At 70.0% G+C, this 17,250-nt stretch carries 14 protein-coding genes; 10 read left to right on the forward strand and 4 right to left on the reverse strand.

The annotated features are described in order from the left end of the window. The first annotated feature begins 56 nt into the window (after positions 1–56). The 4 genes from D1J63_RS05145 (at position 57) to D1J63_RS05160 (ending at position 7,379) form a co-directional block, all read left to right on the forward strand. Positions 57–1,676 (forward strand): serine/threonine-protein kinase, encoded by a 1,620-nt coding sequence (locus D1J63_RS05145; protein ID WP_125627917.1) that lies wholly within the window; start codon positions 57–59, stop codon positions 1,674–1,676. Between the two features lie 48 nt (positions 1,677–1,724). Further along, on the forward strand, positions 1,725–3,890 hold the full coding sequence (locus D1J63_RS05150; protein ID WP_125627918.1) for a DEAD/DEAH box helicase: 2,166 nt from the start codon (positions 1,725–1,727) through the stop codon (positions 3,888–3,890). A 205-nt stretch (positions 3,891–4,095) separates the two neighbouring features. After that, complete coding sequence (locus D1J63_RS05155) at positions 4,096–6,069, forward strand: AAA family ATPase (RefSeq protein ID WP_125627919.1); 1,974 nt, start codon at positions 4,096–4,098, stop codon at positions 6,067–6,069. Further along, entirely contained in the window at positions 6,066–7,379 is a 1,314-nt protein-coding gene (locus D1J63_RS05160) for a hypothetical protein (RefSeq protein ID WP_125627920.1), read from the forward strand. Before D1J63_RS05155 ends, D1J63_RS05160 begins: the two co-directional genes overlap by 4 nt. A gap of 182 nt (positions 7,380–7,561) precedes the next feature. Here the strand turns inward: D1J63_RS05160 and D1J63_RS05165 are convergent, their stop codons facing one another. Continuing rightward, complete coding sequence (locus D1J63_RS05165; protein ID WP_125627921.1) at positions 7,562–8,830, reverse strand: PQQ-binding-like beta-propeller repeat protein; 1,269 nt, start codon at positions 8,828–8,830, stop codon at positions 7,562–7,564. Positions 8,831–9,033: 203 nt separating this feature from the next. Next, complete coding sequence (locus D1J63_RS05170) at positions 9,034–9,501, reverse strand: MarR family winged helix-turn-helix transcriptional regulator (protein WP_125627922.1); 468 nt, start codon at positions 9,499–9,501, stop codon at positions 9,034–9,036. 177 nt (positions 9,502–9,678) lie between these two features. Here D1J63_RS05170 and D1J63_RS05175 point away from each other — a divergent pair, with 177 nt between their 5' ends. The 6 genes from D1J63_RS05175 (at position 9,679) to D1J63_RS05200 (ending at position 15,193) form a co-directional block, all read left to right on the forward strand. Continuing rightward, a complete protein-coding gene (locus D1J63_RS05175) occupies positions 9,679–10,509 on the forward strand; it encodes an SDR family oxidoreductase (RefSeq protein WP_125627923.1) in 831 nt (276 codons plus the stop codon). Positions 10,510–10,562: 53 nt separating this feature from the next. Further along, positions 10,563–11,225 (forward strand): hypothetical protein, encoded by a 663-nt coding sequence (locus D1J63_RS05180; protein ID WP_164712723.1) that lies wholly within the window; start codon positions 10,563–10,565, stop codon positions 11,223–11,225. 171 nt (positions 11,226–11,396) lie between these two features. Then, positions 11,397–12,005 (forward strand): hypothetical protein, encoded by a 609-nt coding sequence (locus tag D1J63_RS05185; protein ID WP_125627924.1) that lies wholly within the window; start codon positions 11,397–11,399, stop codon positions 12,003–12,005. Continuing rightward, positions 12,002–12,613 (forward strand): toxin, encoded by a 612-nt coding sequence (locus D1J63_RS05190; RefSeq protein ID WP_125627925.1) that lies wholly within the window; start codon positions 12,002–12,004, stop codon positions 12,611–12,613. The genes D1J63_RS05185 and D1J63_RS05190 overlap by 4 nt, the downstream gene beginning before the upstream one ends. Then, the gene (locus tag D1J63_RS05195; protein ID WP_125627926.1) at positions 12,610–13,800 is read left to right on the forward strand and encodes an MAB_1171c family putative transporter; all 1,191 of its coding nucleotides are present in this window, start codon (positions 12,610–12,612) and stop codon (positions 13,798–13,800) included. The genes D1J63_RS05190 and D1J63_RS05195 overlap by 4 nt, the downstream gene beginning before the upstream one ends. Continuing rightward, a complete protein-coding gene (locus D1J63_RS05200) occupies positions 13,793–15,193 on the forward strand; it encodes an FAD-dependent monooxygenase (RefSeq protein ID WP_125627927.1) in 1,401 nt (466 codons plus the stop codon). Before D1J63_RS05195 ends, D1J63_RS05200 begins: the two co-directional genes overlap by 8 nt. A 7-nt stretch (positions 15,194–15,200) precedes the next feature. Here D1J63_RS05200 and D1J63_RS05205 read toward each other — a convergent pair whose 3' ends face one another. Then, entirely contained in the window at positions 15,201–15,941 is a 741-nt protein-coding gene (locus D1J63_RS05205) for a peptidase E (RefSeq protein ID WP_241235514.1), read from the reverse strand. A gap of 17 nt (positions 15,942–15,958) precedes the next feature. Then, entirely contained in the window at positions 15,959–17,239 is a 1,281-nt protein-coding gene (locus D1J63_RS05210; protein ID WP_125627928.1) for a tetratricopeptide repeat protein, read from the reverse strand. Positions 17,240–17,250: the final 11 nt, after the last annotated feature.

A 17,250-nucleotide genomic window follows, 5' to 3' on the forward strand; every position in this document is an offset into this window, starting at 1 on the left:
GCACGCCCGCGAGACTGATCTCTTCGGACACTCGACGGGGCGGGAGCGGGGACCAGGTGCCGGACGTACGACGGGTCGCGGGGCGTTACGAGCTGCTGGAGCAGTTCGACAACGGGGGCATGGGGGACGTCTGGCGCGGTTACGACGCCGTACTGGACCGGCCGGTCGCCGTGAAGCTGATCCGCCCGCAGGCCGTGACGTCACCGCACCTGGCGGAGGAGTTCGAGAAGCGGTTCCGGCGCGAGGCGCGGGTCACCGCCCGGATCCAGCACCCGGGCGTACCGCAGGTGTACGACGCGGTGCTGGACGAGTCGTACGAGCAGCTGTTCCTGGTGATGGAGCTGGTCGACGGCGTCCCGCTCACCGCGTACGTGCACCCGGACCACCCGCTCCCCGTCAGCTGGGCGGTGGCCGTGGCGGCGCAGGTGGCGACCGTCCTCTCGTACGCGCACGACGTGCCCGTCGTCCACCGTGACCTGAAGCCGGGCAACATCCTCGTCGCCCGGGACGGCACGGTGAAGGTGCTGGACTTCGGCATCGCGGCGATCCTCCAGACGGACGTCACCAAGCTGACCGCGACGGGCAGTCCGATCGGCACGCACCAGTACATGGCGCCGGAGCAGGTGCGCGGCGCGCGGGTCACGCCGCGCACCGACCTGTACGCCCTGGGGTGCGTGCTGCACGAACTGCTCTGCGGACGAACGTTGTTCAGTGGGGACAGCGAGTGGCAGCTGATGACCCAGCACGTCAACGCGACCCCGACCCCGCTGCGGCAACTGCGCGACGACGTACCGGCGGGTCTGGAGGAGCTCGTCCTGCATCTGCTCCTGAAGGCACCCGAGGCGCGTCCGGCGGACGTGCAGGAGGTGTACGAGCGGCTGCGGCCCTTCCTGCCGGGGCCTGGCGATGAGTCCGCGCCGCAGGAGGCAGGGCCCGCCGGGGCGCCCGACCCGACGGGGATCTTCCGTCGGCCGTACGCGCCCCGCTCGCGCACCGGTGCCGCGGGCGGCGCGCAGGCCGCCGCCCCCGTCGTCGGCCCGGACGCACCGCCCGTCGTGCCCGCGGCCGAGCGGGAGGCGTTGCGGGAGCAGATCCGCGAGGTCCACGCGCACTACGTGGCGCTGATGGAGGAGGAACGGTACGCACAGGCCGCCGACGTGGTGGGTGAGCTGATCGAGCCGGCCGCACGGTCCCTCGGCTCGGAGAGCAGGGCGGTGCTGCGGCTGCGTTCGTGGCGGGCGGTCAGCCGGCAGTTGGCCGGCGACCATCGCGCCGCGCTGCCGGAGTTCGAGGCGCTGGCCGACGCCTACGGACGGGTGAGTGGGACGAACAGCGAAGAGGCACTGTGGTGCCGGGCTCAGGCGGCGCGCTGTCGCGGCAAACTCGGCCAGGTGACCGAGGCGCTGGACGGGCTGAACGGCGTCCTCGAGACCGTCCGCGCCATCGACGGAGACGTCAGCGAGAACGCGGTGGAGCTTCGCCACGACATCGGCATGCTGCTCCTCGCGCAGCAGCGTGCTGCCGAGGCCTTCGGCGTCCTGGAGCCCCTGCACCAGGATCTGTGCGTGGTGTTCGGCCCCAACCACGAACTGACCGCCGAGGTGGCCGAGACCCTGGCGGTGATCCGTCTCGATCTCGACGAGGACCACGGCGACGACACCGGTCCGTCGGCCTGACCTGGCCTTTGCCCGCGCCGCGGTCGGCCGGGGCACTAGGATCTCCGCATGCCGCAGCTCGCCTTCGACATCGGTTTCTTCGCCGAGCTTCCCAAGCTCCAGCCTCCGGTCAGGAAGGGCGTCCTCGACGCCTGGGAGAAGTTCAGCCGGCTCACTCTCGACCAGCTCTTCAAGGATCAGGGGCTGAAGCTGGAGAGCCTCGTGAAGGCGAAGGACAAGCAGATCCGGACGATCCGCATCGACCAGTTCTGGCGCGGTGTGGTGCTCGCGCCGCCCACCGGGGACACGTTCGTCCTGCTGCGGGTGATGCAGCACGACAAGGCCATCGCCTGGGCGATGAAGCAGAAGTCCAGCATCAACGAGGTGACGCGGGCCGTCGAGATCCGGGACGCGGCGACCCTCGACGAAATCACGCCCGCCTACGAACGGGTCGCGGACCACTCGTCGAAGGTACGACTCTTCGCGAAGTTCTCCGACGGGGACCTGAAGGCTCTCGGCATCGACGACGAGACGCTCCGGCAGGCGCGGTCACTCGTCGACCAGGAACAGCTGGACGTCTTCGCGCCGCTGCTGCCGCAGGACCAGCGGGAGGTGCTGCAGTATCTCGCCTCGGGCTGCACGGTGGAGGAGGTCTGGCAGGACATCGTGGCGCCGGCGCTCCACGCGTCCACGCAGCCGGTGGACACGCGGGACTACGAGACCGCGATCCAGCACACCCGGGCACGGATCGCCCTGGTGACGGCTCCCGAGGAACTGCGGGACATCCTGGAGAAGCCCTTCGCCGCCTGGCGGGTCTTCTTGCACCCTTCGCAGCGGAAGGTGGCCTATCGGGCGTCCTACTCCGGCCCCGCGCAGGTCACGGGTGGGCCGGGCACAGGCAAGACCGTGGTCGCACTGCACCGGGTCAAGCACCTGCTCGGGTATCTGCGGGACGGCGACCGCATCCTGCTCACGACGTACACCAACGCGCTGGTCAACGCGCTCCGTTCGGGTCTGGAGTCCCTGGTGGAGGATCCGGAGCTGCGTGAGCGGGTCGACATCTCGACCGTGGACGGCTTCGCGGGCCGGGTCGTCGCGGAGGCTCCGGGCGCGGTGACGCTGCGGCCGCTGATGAGCAACGAGGAGGTCAGCCGCTGGGGCAAGGCCGCCAAGGCGACGGGCTTCACGGGCAGCGCACAGTTCCTGGCCCAGGAGTACCGGCATGTCGTCCTGGCCCAGGGCATCAGCAGCCTGGCCGAGTACGAGGCGGCTGACCGGCGGGGCCGGGGCAGCAGGCTGACGGCGGCCGAACGGCCGTTGGTGTGGGAGACGGTGGAACGGTTCACGGCCGGTCTCGCGGCGGACGGGTGCCGGACCTGGCTGCAGACGTGCGTGGAGGCGGCGGGACTGTTGGAGGTGAAGGGCCCACCGTACCGGCATGTGGTGGTGGACGAGGCGCAGGACCTGCATCCGGCGCAGTGGCGGCTGCTGCGCGCGGCCGTTCCGGCCCGCCCTGACGACTTGTTCATCGCGGGCGACCCTCATCAGCGCATCTACGACTCGAAGGTGTCGCTCAAGTCCCTCGGCATCAGGGTGGCTGGGCGGTCGGTGAAGCTGCGGAAGAACTACCGCAGTACGCAGGAGATCCTGCGCTGGTCCACGGCCCTGCTGATCGGCCGGCCGATCGCCCAGCTCGAGGACGAGGGCCGCAACGAGACCTTGCTCGGCTACCGCTCCGCTCTCCACGGCGACGGGCCCGCCGTACGGGGCTCGGAGAGCGAAGAGGCTGAACTGGACGCTCTGGTCGACCAGGTGCGGGCGTGGATGGACGCGGGTGTGGGTGCCGGGGAGATCGGGGTGAGCGCCCGGTTCAACAAGACGTGCGCGAAGGCCGTGGCGCACCTGAAGGAGGCGGGTGTCCCCGCAGTGTCCTTGCGCAGCGCTTCCGGCGGCTCCGCGGCGGGCGAGGGGGCGGCTGTGCGGGTCGGGACCATGCACTCGTTCAAGGGGCTGGAGTTCCGCTGCGTCGCGGTCATCGGTGTCAACGACGAGGCGCTGCCGTTCGCGAAGGCGGTCACGCCACCCGACGTGGACCCCAAGCAGCACGAGACGGACATGATGTCCGAACGTTGCCTGCTGTTCGTGGCCTGCACGCGTGCGCGGGACAGTCTCTTCGTTTCCTGGTCAGGTGCGCCGAGCCTCTTCCTCATCGAAGCCGGGGTCACCACTGTCTGACCCCTCGAACCTCGGGAGCATCCGCCTGGAATCGCCGCAAGGTCACGATGAATTGATTGACACTGCTTTCATCGGCATGGTTGAGTACTCATGCTTCCGGTGATGCCTGGGGGGACACCGCCGGAAGCACCTGGCCCCCATGCCCGGAGGCCGGTCGGCGCCTCGCCGCCCCGGTTGCTCCGCACCGTCACACTTCAGGATGACCATGAAGATCAAGCGCGTTCGTATCGAGAACTTCTGCTGTCTGCGCAGCCTCGACGTCTCCTTCGACTCCATCACCTCGCTCATCGGGCCGACGGGTGTCGGCAAGTCCACCGTGCTGCGTGCGCTGGACTGGTTCTTCAATGGTGAGAAGGGCGGCGTCCTCAGCGAGGAGGACGTGCACTCCGCGGCGGAGACGAAGCGGATCCGTGTGGAGGTCGAGTTCGACGGACTCACCGCTTCCGACCGTTCCATGCTCGGCCACTACGCGCCCGACGGGCTGGACACGCTGAGCATCTGGCGCACCTGGGAGAACGGAGAGGACCGGATCACGGGCAAGGCCCTGGCCTATCCGCCCTTCGAGCGGATCCGGGACGGCGGCGGCAGCCGGGAGAAGACGGCCGCGTACAAGGCGTTACGCGACCAGGACCCGGCACTCGGCCTGCCCGCCGTCCGTAGCTGGGACGCTGCCGAGACGGAGATGCGGTCCTGGGAGACGAGGAACCGCGACCGTCTCGCCGAGGCCGAGGTGGAGGGCACGCACTTCTTCGGCTTCGCCGGCCAGGGACTGCTCGGCAAGCTCATCGACTTCGTCTTCATCTCGGCCGATCTGCGAGCGTACGAGGAAACCGACGACAACAAGACGACCGTGGTGGGGCGGATCCTCGAGCACGCGGTCGACCGCTCGGAGGCGGAAGCCCAGTTCACGGCCATCGACGAGGACGCCCAGGCAGCCCGCGAAAAGGTGCACAGGGAGATCTACGAGCCGGTGCTCGCGAGGCTGTCCGGCGCCCTGTCCATGGAGGTCGGCCGGTTCACCACCGGTCGGGACGTCGTCGTCACCCCGACGGCCCAGGTGCCCAAGCGGGTCAAGACCGCGTTCGCGGTCAACATCCGTGACGGGGCGGCTCTGACACCGGTCCGTCGTCAGGGGCACGGATTCCAGCGTGCGCTGATCATCGCGGCACTTAGGTACCTCTCGGAGTGCCGCCGCCCCGAGAACGGCACGCGCTCGCTGTGCCTGGCGATCGAGGAGCCCGAACTGTTCCAGCACCCGGCGCAGACCCGCGTCTTCGCGCAGGTACTGCGCAGTCTGGTCGCGTCCGCCGAGGACCAGACACAGGTGATGTACGCGACGCACAGCCCGGTGTTCATCGACCCGAGCGACTACCAGCAGGTCCGCAGGCTGTATCGGGTCAGTGGTGGCGAGCATCCGGAGGTGAGCCTGCGCGCCCTCACCGAAACGGAGCTTCGGCAGTCCCTTGAGGACCACGTGTCGGAGAAGGCCATCGCACGTCGAGGCGCCACGCGGTACGTCAAGGAACTTGCCGAGGCGCTGTTCGCCGACGTCGCCGTCCTGGTCGAGGGCGCCACGGACGAGAGCGTCCTCCTGGCCTTCGCCGAGCGCCAGGGCTTGAGCCTCGGCGCCGAAGGCATCTGTGTGGTGAACGCCGAGGGCAAGGACAACATGATCCTCTGCCACGCCATCCTCACCGGGTTCGGCGTGCGCTGCCACCTCGTCTTCGACGCGGACACCGGGCCGAGGAAGGTGGCCGACGCGGACACCGAGAAGAAGACGGCGAGTCTTCGGGACAACATCGCGAAGAACGCGAAGATCCTCAGCTATTTGCGGGTCACGGGCGAAGCCAGCCCCGCGAGCGCGAGTGAGGCGACGCACACCGTCTTCGAGGACGACCTCGACAGCTACCTCAAGGACGACTGGCCCGCCTGGAACGCCCGCCGCCTTGAACTGATCGCGCGGGGCGAGGGCTACGTGGACGGCAAGCACGGGCCGACGTACGCGGAGGCCGCACGCACCGCCGACGGTGAGCCGAAGTTGTTGCACGAACTGATGGAGAACGTGAGGGCCATGACGGGACCGCCGACGCCTCACGCCCAGCACGTACGCACAAGGTTCATGCCCTTCCGGTCGGCCTCCGACCGTAGGCTGTCGCTGGAGAAAAAGGGGAGACGATGACTGACGACCGCAAGGGGATCGTTCCGGTGTGGACGCTGGCGACCGGTGATGTCCGGGTGCCCGCATTGACCGGGGACGGGCCTATGACGGCTGAGCGCCTGGATGAACTGCGCGGGGCACTGGCCGCTCTGGCCGACGAGCCGATCGCCACGCTCGAGGCACATCCGTTGCCCGACAAGCTGGACCGCGGCCGGGGCATCCCGCTCGATGCCGCGAGCCCTTTGGCTCAGCACCTGTCGCAGCTCATCACGCAATCAGCGCGGAGTTCCTCGTCGGCTACGGCGACAGCTTCCGGCGAAGGCCTGTACCGCATGGTGATTCCGGCGAAGCTCGCAGCCCAGGTCGGTCAGGGCTGTCTTCGCCCGATGAGGGCGAAGGGCACGGTCGGCGCCATCCGTGGTGCGATCGTGGACTCTTCTGGAAAAATCGCCGGCGGCGCGACATTCGTGCCGGTCAGTCAAGCGGCAACGGCGGGCGCGGTCGGTGGAGCCGGTGCGACGGCGGGCGTGGCGGTCGGCGGCAGTGCGATGCTCACCGTGGCCGCGCCGCTCGTGCTCATGGCCGTGGCGGTCGGGGTGAGCGCGCACGCCGACGGCAAGCGTCAGCAAGCCATCGAGCACATCACGGAAATGCTGGAGCAACTGCAGGAACAGGAACTCGGACGAGAGCACAGCACGCTCGACGGCTGCCGCGACGCCATCGACAAGGCCACCGCCATCCTGCTCGACCAGGGCAGGCCAGGAGTCTCGCTGGGGCTGGACTCGGCGGTACACGCCATCAATTCGGCGCTGGGCGCCGTCGATCGCCGCCTTGCCAAGTGGCAGAGCGCACTCGACAAGCTGCCCGAGGGCCAGCCTGTCGACCTCGGCACGCTGACCAAGTCGTTCCCCGGCATCGACGACCATGGCGGCATCTTCCGCGCCCACCTGGAACTCGCCACCCTCGCCATCGCATTGAAGCGACGAGTCGTCGTCCTGCAAGCCGTCGAACACGCCCAGGGGGACCCCAGCAACCCGTTCCAAAGCTTCACCCGCGTCCTCAGGCGCGACCAGGAGCGCCTTGACGCATTGGAGTCGGACCTTGCCGCCGTCCTGGTCCGCCTGTCGACGCTGGAGCTTGCCCGCCCGCACGGGCTGCGGCCCGTCTTCACGAACGCGGAAGTCGATCGTCTGATGCGCGCGGCACACCGGGTTCGCCAGTTGGGCGACGGCGTCGTGGTCAACAGTCGCCCGGCAGACGTGGCGATCGAAATCGCACGCGAAGAGAACGGTTCGGTAATCGTGTTCCCTGCGCTTCCCGCGTCGGCGTAGGCACGACGGACTTCACTGTTCGCCGAAGTTCTGGACCCGCCCTGATTCACGCCTCTGTGATCCGTGGTGGGCACCACCGCCGGGCAGCGCGACCGCTTTGTGTCCGCGCTGCCCGGGTTGCCCGCGACGGGTGGTCTGCAACTAGTGTTCCTGATCACCCCAGCGGTCCGCCCTACGGGTAGCTACACCGGCAGCGCGTGCAGTTTCTTGCCGTGCAGGGCGAAGACGCGTTTGCCGTCCGTTGCCACCAGCCAGGCGTGGTAGTCGCCCGTCTTGTCGTTGAACGTCCAGCGCACGGCGCCGGTCCTCGCGTCCATGGCGATGATGCCGCCCTGCTTGTCCAGGTCCGTGGCGCCGTAGAGGGTGTCGCCCGCCTTGACGTACTGCCGCGGCACCTGGAGACCCGCGTCCGCGAGGGCTTCGGACTTCCAGAGCTGTTTGCCGGTGCGCGGGTCCACGGCCCACATGGTCCTGGCGCTGTCGGCGACGTAGAGCACGTCCTCCGGTGCGGCCGGTTCCCGGAAGAGGGCCCCGTCCGACGCTTCCAGGGACCACTTCTCCTTGCCGTCGGCCAGGTTGAAGGCCTGGAGCACGTTCCCTTGGGGGACGATGACCAGGTCCTGGTGGACCGTGAAGAAGCCGTAGTTCGTCTTGGTCGTCTTGTGCGTCCACACCTGCCCGCCGCTCGCGGTGTCGCGCACGGTGAGGTTCTTCTTGAAGTCGGTGTAGACGAGGTGGCGGCCCCGGACGGCGGCGTGGATGCCGTTCTGCTCGGTGCCGACGTCGCGCTGTTCCTTCCAGGCGATCCTGCCCGTGGTGCTGTTGAGGGCGGCGATGACGTTGGTCCTGGACGAGCCGTCCTTCTCGAGGATCTCGGCGACGACGTACACCTGCTCCTCGTCCACCGCGATCGGTTGCGGCTGCCGGTACTCCTTGCCCAGGCGGCTGCGCCAGGTCTCCTTGCCGGAGGCCGGGGCGTATCCGATGACGGAGCCGTCGTAGTCGCTGCTGGCCAGGTACAGGGTGTCCTTGCCGAGCAGCAGGGGTGCGCCGGGGACCGCACCGCCCGGCAGGGACCACTTCTGCTCGCCGGTCGCGGCGTCGAGGGCGGCCAGCGGGCTGCCGCTGGCGATCACGACGCCGCCCGCGGCCACCAGCTCGTCGTTGTCCCCGTAGGTCTCGGCCGACGTCGACTTCGACCACAACGGTTTCGGAGCTTGCCCCTTCTCGCCGCCACCGTCGCCGGAGCCCTCGCCGCCGCCCTTCGTCGCGTCACCGCCGGCGCTTCCCGGCTCCTCGACGTCCACGGCGTCCTCCTCGCAGCCGACCGTGCCGACGGTCAGCGCCGCCAGCGCGAGACCGCCGCCGGCCAACCGCAGTACGCGCCGCCGGGAAGGAGGAGGGAACGTCCCCGGTGTTCTGTCGTCCGACGTGTTGTCTCGCCCGGCCATGTGCCGTACCCCCCGTGATGCGTCAGTGCAGGAAACCCGAACCGGAAGGCCCACGCCATACCGAACATACGAACGTGCGCCTCCGCGACCAGGAACGTTAGCCGCGCTCCCGCGCCGCCCACACCGCCAGATCGCAACCGCGACAGCACCGTGAAGCAATCGAGACAACTCGTCCCGGATTCACCTCACGCACCTCACACGCCTCACGACGGTGCCGTCGGCGGCCGTCCCGCCGGGTCTTGGGCCTGCTCCTCCTCCGACGCGAGGGCCTTTCCCAGGAGGTCCACCAGCTTGCGCAGCTCCTCGTCCCCAAGCTGCGCGAAGGGCGTCAGTGCCAGCGTCGCCTCGATGACAGCCTCCCGCACGCGGCGCCCGTCGTCCGTCAGGGCCACGACGCGTGAGCGGCGGTCGGCGGGGTCGGCGGTGCGTTCGACCAGGCCGCGGTCGGTGAGCTGGTTCATGACGAAGCTGAGGTTGGGCGCGTTGCAGTACAGGCGGCCGGCCAGTGTCTTCATCGAGGGCGGTGCCTGGTCCGGGTCGATGGCCCAGAGGGCCTGAGCGGTCGCGGGGGTCAGGCCGTGCTCAGCCAGGACGGCCTCGATCCGGTCGCCGGTCCGCATGAAGAGCTCGTGGTTCGCAGCCACCACCGCCTCAAGGGTGCTTCGCGTCATGGGCCCATCGTACGCCTATTTACTTCGAGACTCGAAGTGTATGTTGGGGGTCACGAGATTACTTCGAGGCTCGAAGTACCTGCTCGCGGGCCGCGCCGTGCCTTCTTCCGGTCGCACTACCTCCAACCGCACTTCCTCCAACCACCCTCCTTCCAACCGCACAGAAAGCACTCACGTATGCACGACTACACGAACACCACCGTCCTGGTCACCGGCGCCTCCAAAGGGCTGGGCGAGGCCTACGCACGGGAACTCGCCTCACGGGGCGCGCACTTGGTCCTCGTCGCTCGCTCGGCCGACGCACTGCATGCCCTTGCCGACGAGATCCGGGCCACCCACGCTGTCCGCGTCGACGTGATCGCCGCGGACCTGGCGGACCGGCGGTCGCCGCAGCGGGTTCTCGATGCCGTCGACGGGCTCGGTCTGGACGTGGATCTCCTGGTCAACAACGCCGGGATGGGGGCCGTGGGGCCCTTCCTCGGTCGGCCCCTCGCGCCCAACCTCCAGTCCGTCGACGTGAACGTCACCGCCCTGGTCGGACTGGTCCACCTCCTGGGTGCCCGCATGGTCGCACGCGGCCACGGCGGCATTGTCAACATCGCCTCCACCGCCGCCTTCCAGCCCATGCCGTACCAGGCGAGCTACGCCGCGACCAAGGCGTTCGTGCTCTCGTTCACCGAGGCGGTCGCCGAGGAGGTCCGCGGCACCGGCGTACGTGTGATGGCGGCCCACCCGGGAGCCACCGCCACGGGGTTCTTCGAACGGACGACCGCCTCCATGAACCCCAGGTTCACGGATGCCCCCGCCGACGTGGCCGTCAGGACGCTCGACGACTTCGCCCGGGGCCGGGCCGTCTCCTTCCCCGGGCGGGCGTCCCAGCGCGTCGGGGTCTGGGCGTCACGGGTGCTGCCTCGCACCGCGGTCACGCGTGTCACGGGCGCCCTCAACCGCCGACTGGGGTTCCGCGACGTCAGCGATCGCGACCCCGCCGCCGTCCCGGGGCAGTGATGAACCTGGGTGGCATACTGCGCGAAGAAGCAGGGGTGAACAGGGGGCGGGTCATGAAGTGGTTCCAGCGGGATCGGGGGGAGCGGCCTGCTGGTGTGGTGCCGCTGCCCGGGGTCGTCAAGAGTGAGAGCGTGCCCGGACAGGCACCTCCACCGCTCGGCCCGGGTGGACCGGTGCTGCAGCGGATCGGTGGCGACAGTGACCAGGTCGCAGGGATGACGGCGCTTGCGGGGCCGGTCGTCCTGGACATCACCCATCAGGGACGTGGTCACTTCGTCGTGGACGCCCTGGACGCCGGTCTGCGTTCGCTGAGCCAACTCGTTTACACGGACGGACCTTTCGCCTGCCGGGCTCTGGTCAACGCCGACGACAGGACCGTGCGGGCACTCAGAGTCCAGGCGGACGGGCCGTGGGTGATCGATGCGACCGCGGTGTCGAGCGCCTCGGTCTTGAGCGGAGCTGCACGGTGCCCCGCCTCGAACGTGCTGCGCTACGACGGCGGTCCGGGGATTGCTTCGCTCTGTCACGAAGGCGATCCGCGGGCCGAGGACGGCGGCTATTTCCTCGTCGACACCTTCGAGCGGGATGGGCACGGCTTCCTCGACGAGCTGGCCAACCACGTCGGCCCCTGGCGGGGCGAGGCGCCGTTGACCGGACCGTGCCTCATCTACGCCCGCTCGGACGGGCCGTGGTCCATCAGCGTGCAGCCCCTGTAGGTCTTCGCCACCCACCTGGGACCACGTGTCTCGCTCCAGCGACGCCGCCGCACGCTCGCCCCGGGCAAGCATCGATGATCCGGACTCAACGACCGTTGCCCGCACGCGCGTTCATCACATAGTGTCCCGTCAGCGACACCAGGCGTCAGCCCCCGAACCGGGAGTGCAACGGTGGCATCACCCTCTCCCCTCAACGAAACCCTGCGGCGTCTCGACCGGGTTGTCCAGGAGAAGGAAGTCCGTACGAAGCTGCTGGACGCGGTGGAGCTCGCCCGCCGGACGGCTCTGCCGGTGTCCACCGTCCGCAGCCTCCTCCAGGGCGGCACGCCTCCGGACGACTCCGTCAACGACCGGGTTCGGACGCGGATCGCCGCGCTCGCCGAGGCCGAGATGGCCGCGACCGGCAAGCGCATGTCCGACCTGGCCTCGGACATCTCCGAGCGGCTCGGTGTCTCCGGGTACTGGGCCCGGCAGGTCTGCGACGGCAAGAAGGTGCCCAGCGTCGAGCTTCTGCACGGGCTCGTCGAGTACTTCGGGGTCGAGGAGGGAGAGGCGTTCTTCACCGCGCCGGCCGCCGACGCGCTCAACCGCGTCCTGCTCCCCGTCCTGCACGGACTGGAAGAACCCGAGAACGATCCCGTGCTCGCCCTGATGGACCGGTACGGGGTGAGGTCCGCCGACCTGCGCGCACACGGCTCCCTGACCCGTGAGCAGTTGGAGCGACTTCTTGAAGGCGTCCTGCGGTCCGTCGTACCCCCGGACGGAGGTCGTGAGCGGTGAGCACCAAGGCCATGAAGTCCTTACTCTCCGTCCTGGGCCGGAACGCGGCGCGGGCCATTCGGCGGCCGGCCGAACCCCGGGAGGTCATGGCAGCCTTCTGCGAGGCCATGGGCGCCCGCACCGGTCGGCCGATCCGCCTCGTGTTCCGGGGGTTCCCGCCGGACATTCCCGTCTCCGGCATGCGCCTGGACTGCGGGGACCACTCCATCATCGTGGTGGAGGAACACACCGTTCCCGAGGCGCAGTTGGTCATTCTCGGCCATGAGCTGTGGCACGAGGAGCAGGGGGACTGCGGACACCACGTGGCGGGGATGCCGGCCGCCGCCCGTGCGCTGCCCACCGAGCAGGCCGGGGAAGTGATCGAGCGGGCCGTCGAACAGATCCTCGCAGCGCACGAGGTGCCCCCGGACGCGCTCCTTGCCGTCGCGGCCCGAGCCGAGTCCCGCGACGACCACGAGGCGGACGCCGAGACGTTCGGGCTCCTCTTCGGCCGAGAGGCCCGCACCTGGATGAAAGGCCGTTACGCGCAGGGCCCGGTCAGCGCGGACACCGTGGAAGGCCGCATCAATTTGTCCCTGAGCAACCGCGGCGGGCACCTGCTGTCATGAGTCCGTCCTTCCACATTCCCTACCTCCTGCCCACCGCGCTGCTGGCGCTGGCCCTCGTGCTGAAGCTGCCCACGTTCCTGCGGGCCTCGCGCGACCCGGACGTCAGGGCGACCACTCTCCTGCTGATCTGGGCCACCGCGGTCCTGGTCGTGATCACGCCGGTCAACATAGAGCGGCTCAACGACCTCACGGGTGTACCGAACATCGCCTCCCCCTGGGCCTACTCCTTCCTGACCGCCTTCTGCGCCACCGGCCTGACCATGATCATGCGTTGGCGCGAGGCCCCGTCGGTGGGACGGCGGCGCAGGATCCGCCGCATCTACTGGATCTACGCGGGGGTCGTCGCCGTCCTGTGGCTGACGTTCGTCCTGGCCGACGTCCCCACGGCACGCGTCTACGACCTGGACACCTACTACGCCGGCACCCCCTGGATGCGCGAGCACATCCTGCTCTACATCGCCGCGCACACGGTGTCGTCCCTCGTGGCGGTCTCCATGCTGTGGAAGTGGTTCCCCGAAGTGGCCAACCGCTGGCTGAAGGCAGGGGTGGTGTTCCTGCAACTGGGCTTCGCGTCGGGGCTCGTCTTCGATGTCGCGAAGGCGGCTGCCATCGGCGCCCGGTGGTCGGGACACGACTGGGACGTACTGAGCACCCGGGCCGCGCCCCCGTTCGCGCTGCTGGAGGCCGCCCTGGTCGCACTCGGCTTCATCGTGCCCCAGGTCGGGCCCGCCCTGCAGAAGTGGGTCCGGGACCAGCGCGAGTACCGTCGGCTCGGCCCGCTGTGGCACGCGCTCCGCAACCTCGCCCCGGCGGCGGCCGAGGCGCGCTTCGGGCCCTGGACCCCACTCGACCTGCGTCTGCTGCAACGCCGGCAGCGCATTCACGACGCCCTGCGTCTGCTCGGGCCCTATGTCGACCCGGCGCTCTACCGGCGGGCCCACGAAGCCGCGCGGTGCGAGGACGGGGTCCCGGACGCGGACGGTGTCGCCGGGGCGCTCGCGATCAGTGCCGCCGTCGGTGCCTACCGGCAGGGCGGGCCTCCCGTCGCGGGCCCGCGGGAGCCGCAGGCAGGGGTGGTCGTGAGCGGTCGTATCGAAAGCATCGCCTCCGCCCTGCACCGGCCCCGCATCCTCGAAGACGTCCGCCGACGCATGACCAGCACAGGAAGCGCTCATCACCATGGCTGAAGCAATCGTCACCCAACGGCCCACCGCCGTGGTCATCGGCGCCGGCGCCTCCGGCCTCTTCGCGGCGGCGGCCCTCGCGGACTTCGCCGACGTCACGGTCGTCGAACGCGACCGTCTCCCCGACGGACCCGAACCGCGCAGGGGCGTGCCCCAGGCCCGCCACGCGCACCTGGTGTGGAGTGGAGGGGTCAAGGCCTTCGACGCTCTCGTCCCCGGCCTCACCGGCGACATCGTGGCACGCGGCGGGCGCCTGGTTCACATCATGGGCGACATGGTCTCCCGGGCGCCCAACGAAGTGTGGTTCCGCCGCTTCACCTCCACCCATCATCGCAACCTGGTCTGCTCCCGCGACCTCCTCGACTTCGTCCTGCGACAACGCGTCCTGGCCGACGAGCGCATCACCCTGCGCGCGGAGACCACCGTGCTCGGCCTCGAAGGCGACGCCACGGCGGTCACCGGTGTCCGCGTGGGCACCGACGGCGAGGAAAGCACCCTGCGCGCGGACCTGATCGTCGATGCCTCGGGCCGGGGCTCGCGGGCCCCGCAGTGGCTCACCGGGCTGGGAGCGCCGAGCGTCACGGAGCGCGAGGTCAACGCCGGTGTCGCCTACGCCACTCGCCTCTACCGCGCCCCCGAGGCGACCCGCGACCTCGGCTTTCCCCTCGTCAACGTGCAGGCCAACCCGGCCAGACCGCCGGGGCGGGGAGGCATCGTCCTGCCCATCGAGGGCGACCGCTGGATCGTCACGCTCTCCGGCACCCGCGGCGGGGAACCCACCGACGATCCCGACGCGTTCGTCGATTTCGCACTCAGCCTCGGCGATCCCGTCATCGGCGAACTCGTCAAGGGCCTCAAGCCGCTCGGGGACGTCATGACCACCCGTGCCACGGCCAACCGTCGTCGCTACTACGAGCAGGTCAAGCGCTGGCCGGACGGTTTCCTCGTCCTCGGCGACGCCGTCGCCGGCTACAACCCCGTCTACGGCCATGGCCTGACCGTCGCCGCCCAGTGCGCGCTCGCCGTCCGCGACACGCTCAGCGCCACCGGGCTGGGGCAGCCGGGCCTCGCACGCCGGCTTCAGCGAGTCGCCGCACGGCCGGTGGCCGGCGCCTGGGATCTGGCGGTCGGCCAGGACGCCCTGTATCCGGGAGCGACCGACACCCGGCCCAACGCCGTCGAACGCCTCCTCGCCCGCTTCGTCGACAAGGCCGTGGAGACCGGCGCACGCAATCCGCGCGCCATGGGGGCCCTGCTGGACGTCATGAGCCTGGAGCGACCTGCCACTCGGCTGTTCTCACCCGACATGCTCATTCCCATGCTCATCGGTCCGCGAAGGCCACATCTGCAAGGCCCGCCCCTCACCGACGCGGAGCGCAAGAGCGCCATGCCGTAGTGCCCAACTACGAGAGGCTTCGCGCCTGGTGTGGTGGGAGGAGCAGACGACACGGCACGGCTCGTTCCTCGGCACCGCCCTGACCGTCCGGCTCCACCCGGTACACCCGGGCCCGAGGCAGGCGCGTCACGGAATCCGTCAGCCGGCCCTCGGTGAAGAGGGCGCCGACGCCGTCCTCCAGGGCCCAACCGGAGGGAAGTTCTCGGCTCGCGACCGCCCCGCGATAGGACGCACGCCTCCCCTGCTCACTGTCATAGTGCGGACAGACCGAGCCGGGCAGCAGACCCAGCCCGTCGGGGAGGTGGGTCAGCGGCCCGAAGGAGTCTGTGTGCGAGCCCTCGGCCCAGCAGTTGGCGCCCGCGCTGATGCCGCAGAGCAGGGTCCCGCGGGCGAAGGCCTCGCGCAGGAGCCGGTCGACTCCGTGCGCGCGCCAGACGGCGAGCAGGTTCACCGTATTGCCGCCGCCCACGTAGATCACGTCCTGGCTGAGCAGGAACGTGCGCAGGGCGTCGTCGTCGAGTTCGCGGCGAAACAGGGGCAGGACAGCGGGCTCGCACGAACGTGGCTGGAAGGCGGCGAGGAATCGCTCCACGTAGGCGGGGGCGTCGCCGCTCGCGGTCGGAACGAAGCACACCTTGGGCCTGGGAACCGGCACCTGATCGAGCAGCCAGTCGTCCAGCAGGCCGTCCTCGTCGTCGGAGAAGCCTCCTCCGAGGAGGGCCAGACGGGGTTTCGGGGCGATGGTCACGGGGTGTACCTCCTCGGTCAAGGAGAGCGCAGCCAGTCCAGGCGCTCCTCGGCTGCCCGGAGCCGGGGGTGTCCCGGGCCGTGCAATCGGCGGTAGTCGCGTACGCAGCGGTCGAGCAGTTCGGTGGCCTCCGCATGGTGGCCGGCGTCGATCAGCACGTTGGCGAGGTTGTCCCGGGTGGCGACCGTGATCGGATGGTCGTCTCCGTGGAGTGCGGCACGCCCGGCCAGGATCGCGCGCAGGATCGGCACTGCGTCGTCGTAGCGTTCCTGGGCGTGGAGGACGGCCGCGAGGTTGTTGCGCGCGGTGAGAGTGGTTTCGTGGTCCGGTCCCAAGGTGGCCTCCGTCGACCGCACGACGGCACGGATCTGCTCACCAGCCTCGGAATGGCGGTCCAGTCGGACCAGGACGGCGCCGAGGTTGCTCCGGGCCGCGACCGTCTTCTCGTGGTCGGGCCCGTACCGGTCCACCAGTCGGGGCACGAGGGCGCGCAGAGTGCGCTCGGCCTCCTGGTGACGGCCGCACTTGATCAGGGACGCGGCGTGCGCGTTGGTGGAGGACAGGACGTCGGGGTGGTCATGGCCGAGCTGCCGGATGCGGCGTTCGAGGACGTCCCGCACGAGCGGCTCGGCCTCGGGAGCGCGGCCGAGGTCCTCCAGAACCGCCGCCAGTCGGGTGGCGCTGCGCAGCACGTCCGGGTGGTCGCGGCCGAGCGTCTCCGCCTGGGCGCGGAAGGTGTCACGCCACGCCGTTTCCGCGAGGCGCAGTTGACCGGTGGTGTGGAGGGCGTCGGCCAACTCGACGGAGGCGCGCAGGGTGTCCTCGTGGCGGTCGCCGAGCGTGGTCCACCGGGTGCGGGCCACGTGCTGGAAGAGTTCGACGGCCTCCTCGCCGCGTCCGGGGATGGGCAGCAGGACGTGGGCGAGTTCGCGCAGGGCGGTGAGGGCGTCCGGGTGCTCGGGGCCCAGGGTGTCCAGGGCGGACCGGGCCCGCATGGTGTGGATCTCCTCGGCGGAGAGCCGCACGCGGGCGATCTCCCGCTCCGGCCGGCCCTCCGTGACCTCCGTGACGGTGAGGTGTCCCCCGCCCAGCCGTCGCCCGGTCCCGGAACCTCCCGGGGGCTGCTCCTGCGCGTTCGGGCCCGGTTGCGGCTGTCCGGCGCCCTCGGCGAGGCGGCCCCGATGTCCCTGCCCGGCTTCGTGTACCTGCCCGCCTGCTTGTTCCTGCCGGGGCCCCTGCGGCTGAGCGTCGGCGGCCTTGCCGTCCTCCGTGGCTCGTCGTCGCCGCCATCGGACCATCGTGACCGCCT

It is taken from the genome of Streptomyces sp. KPB2 (assembly GCF_003950055.1).
Classification (GTDB): Bacteria; Actinomycetota; Actinomycetes; order Streptomycetales; family Streptomycetaceae; genus Streptomyces; species Streptomyces salinarius.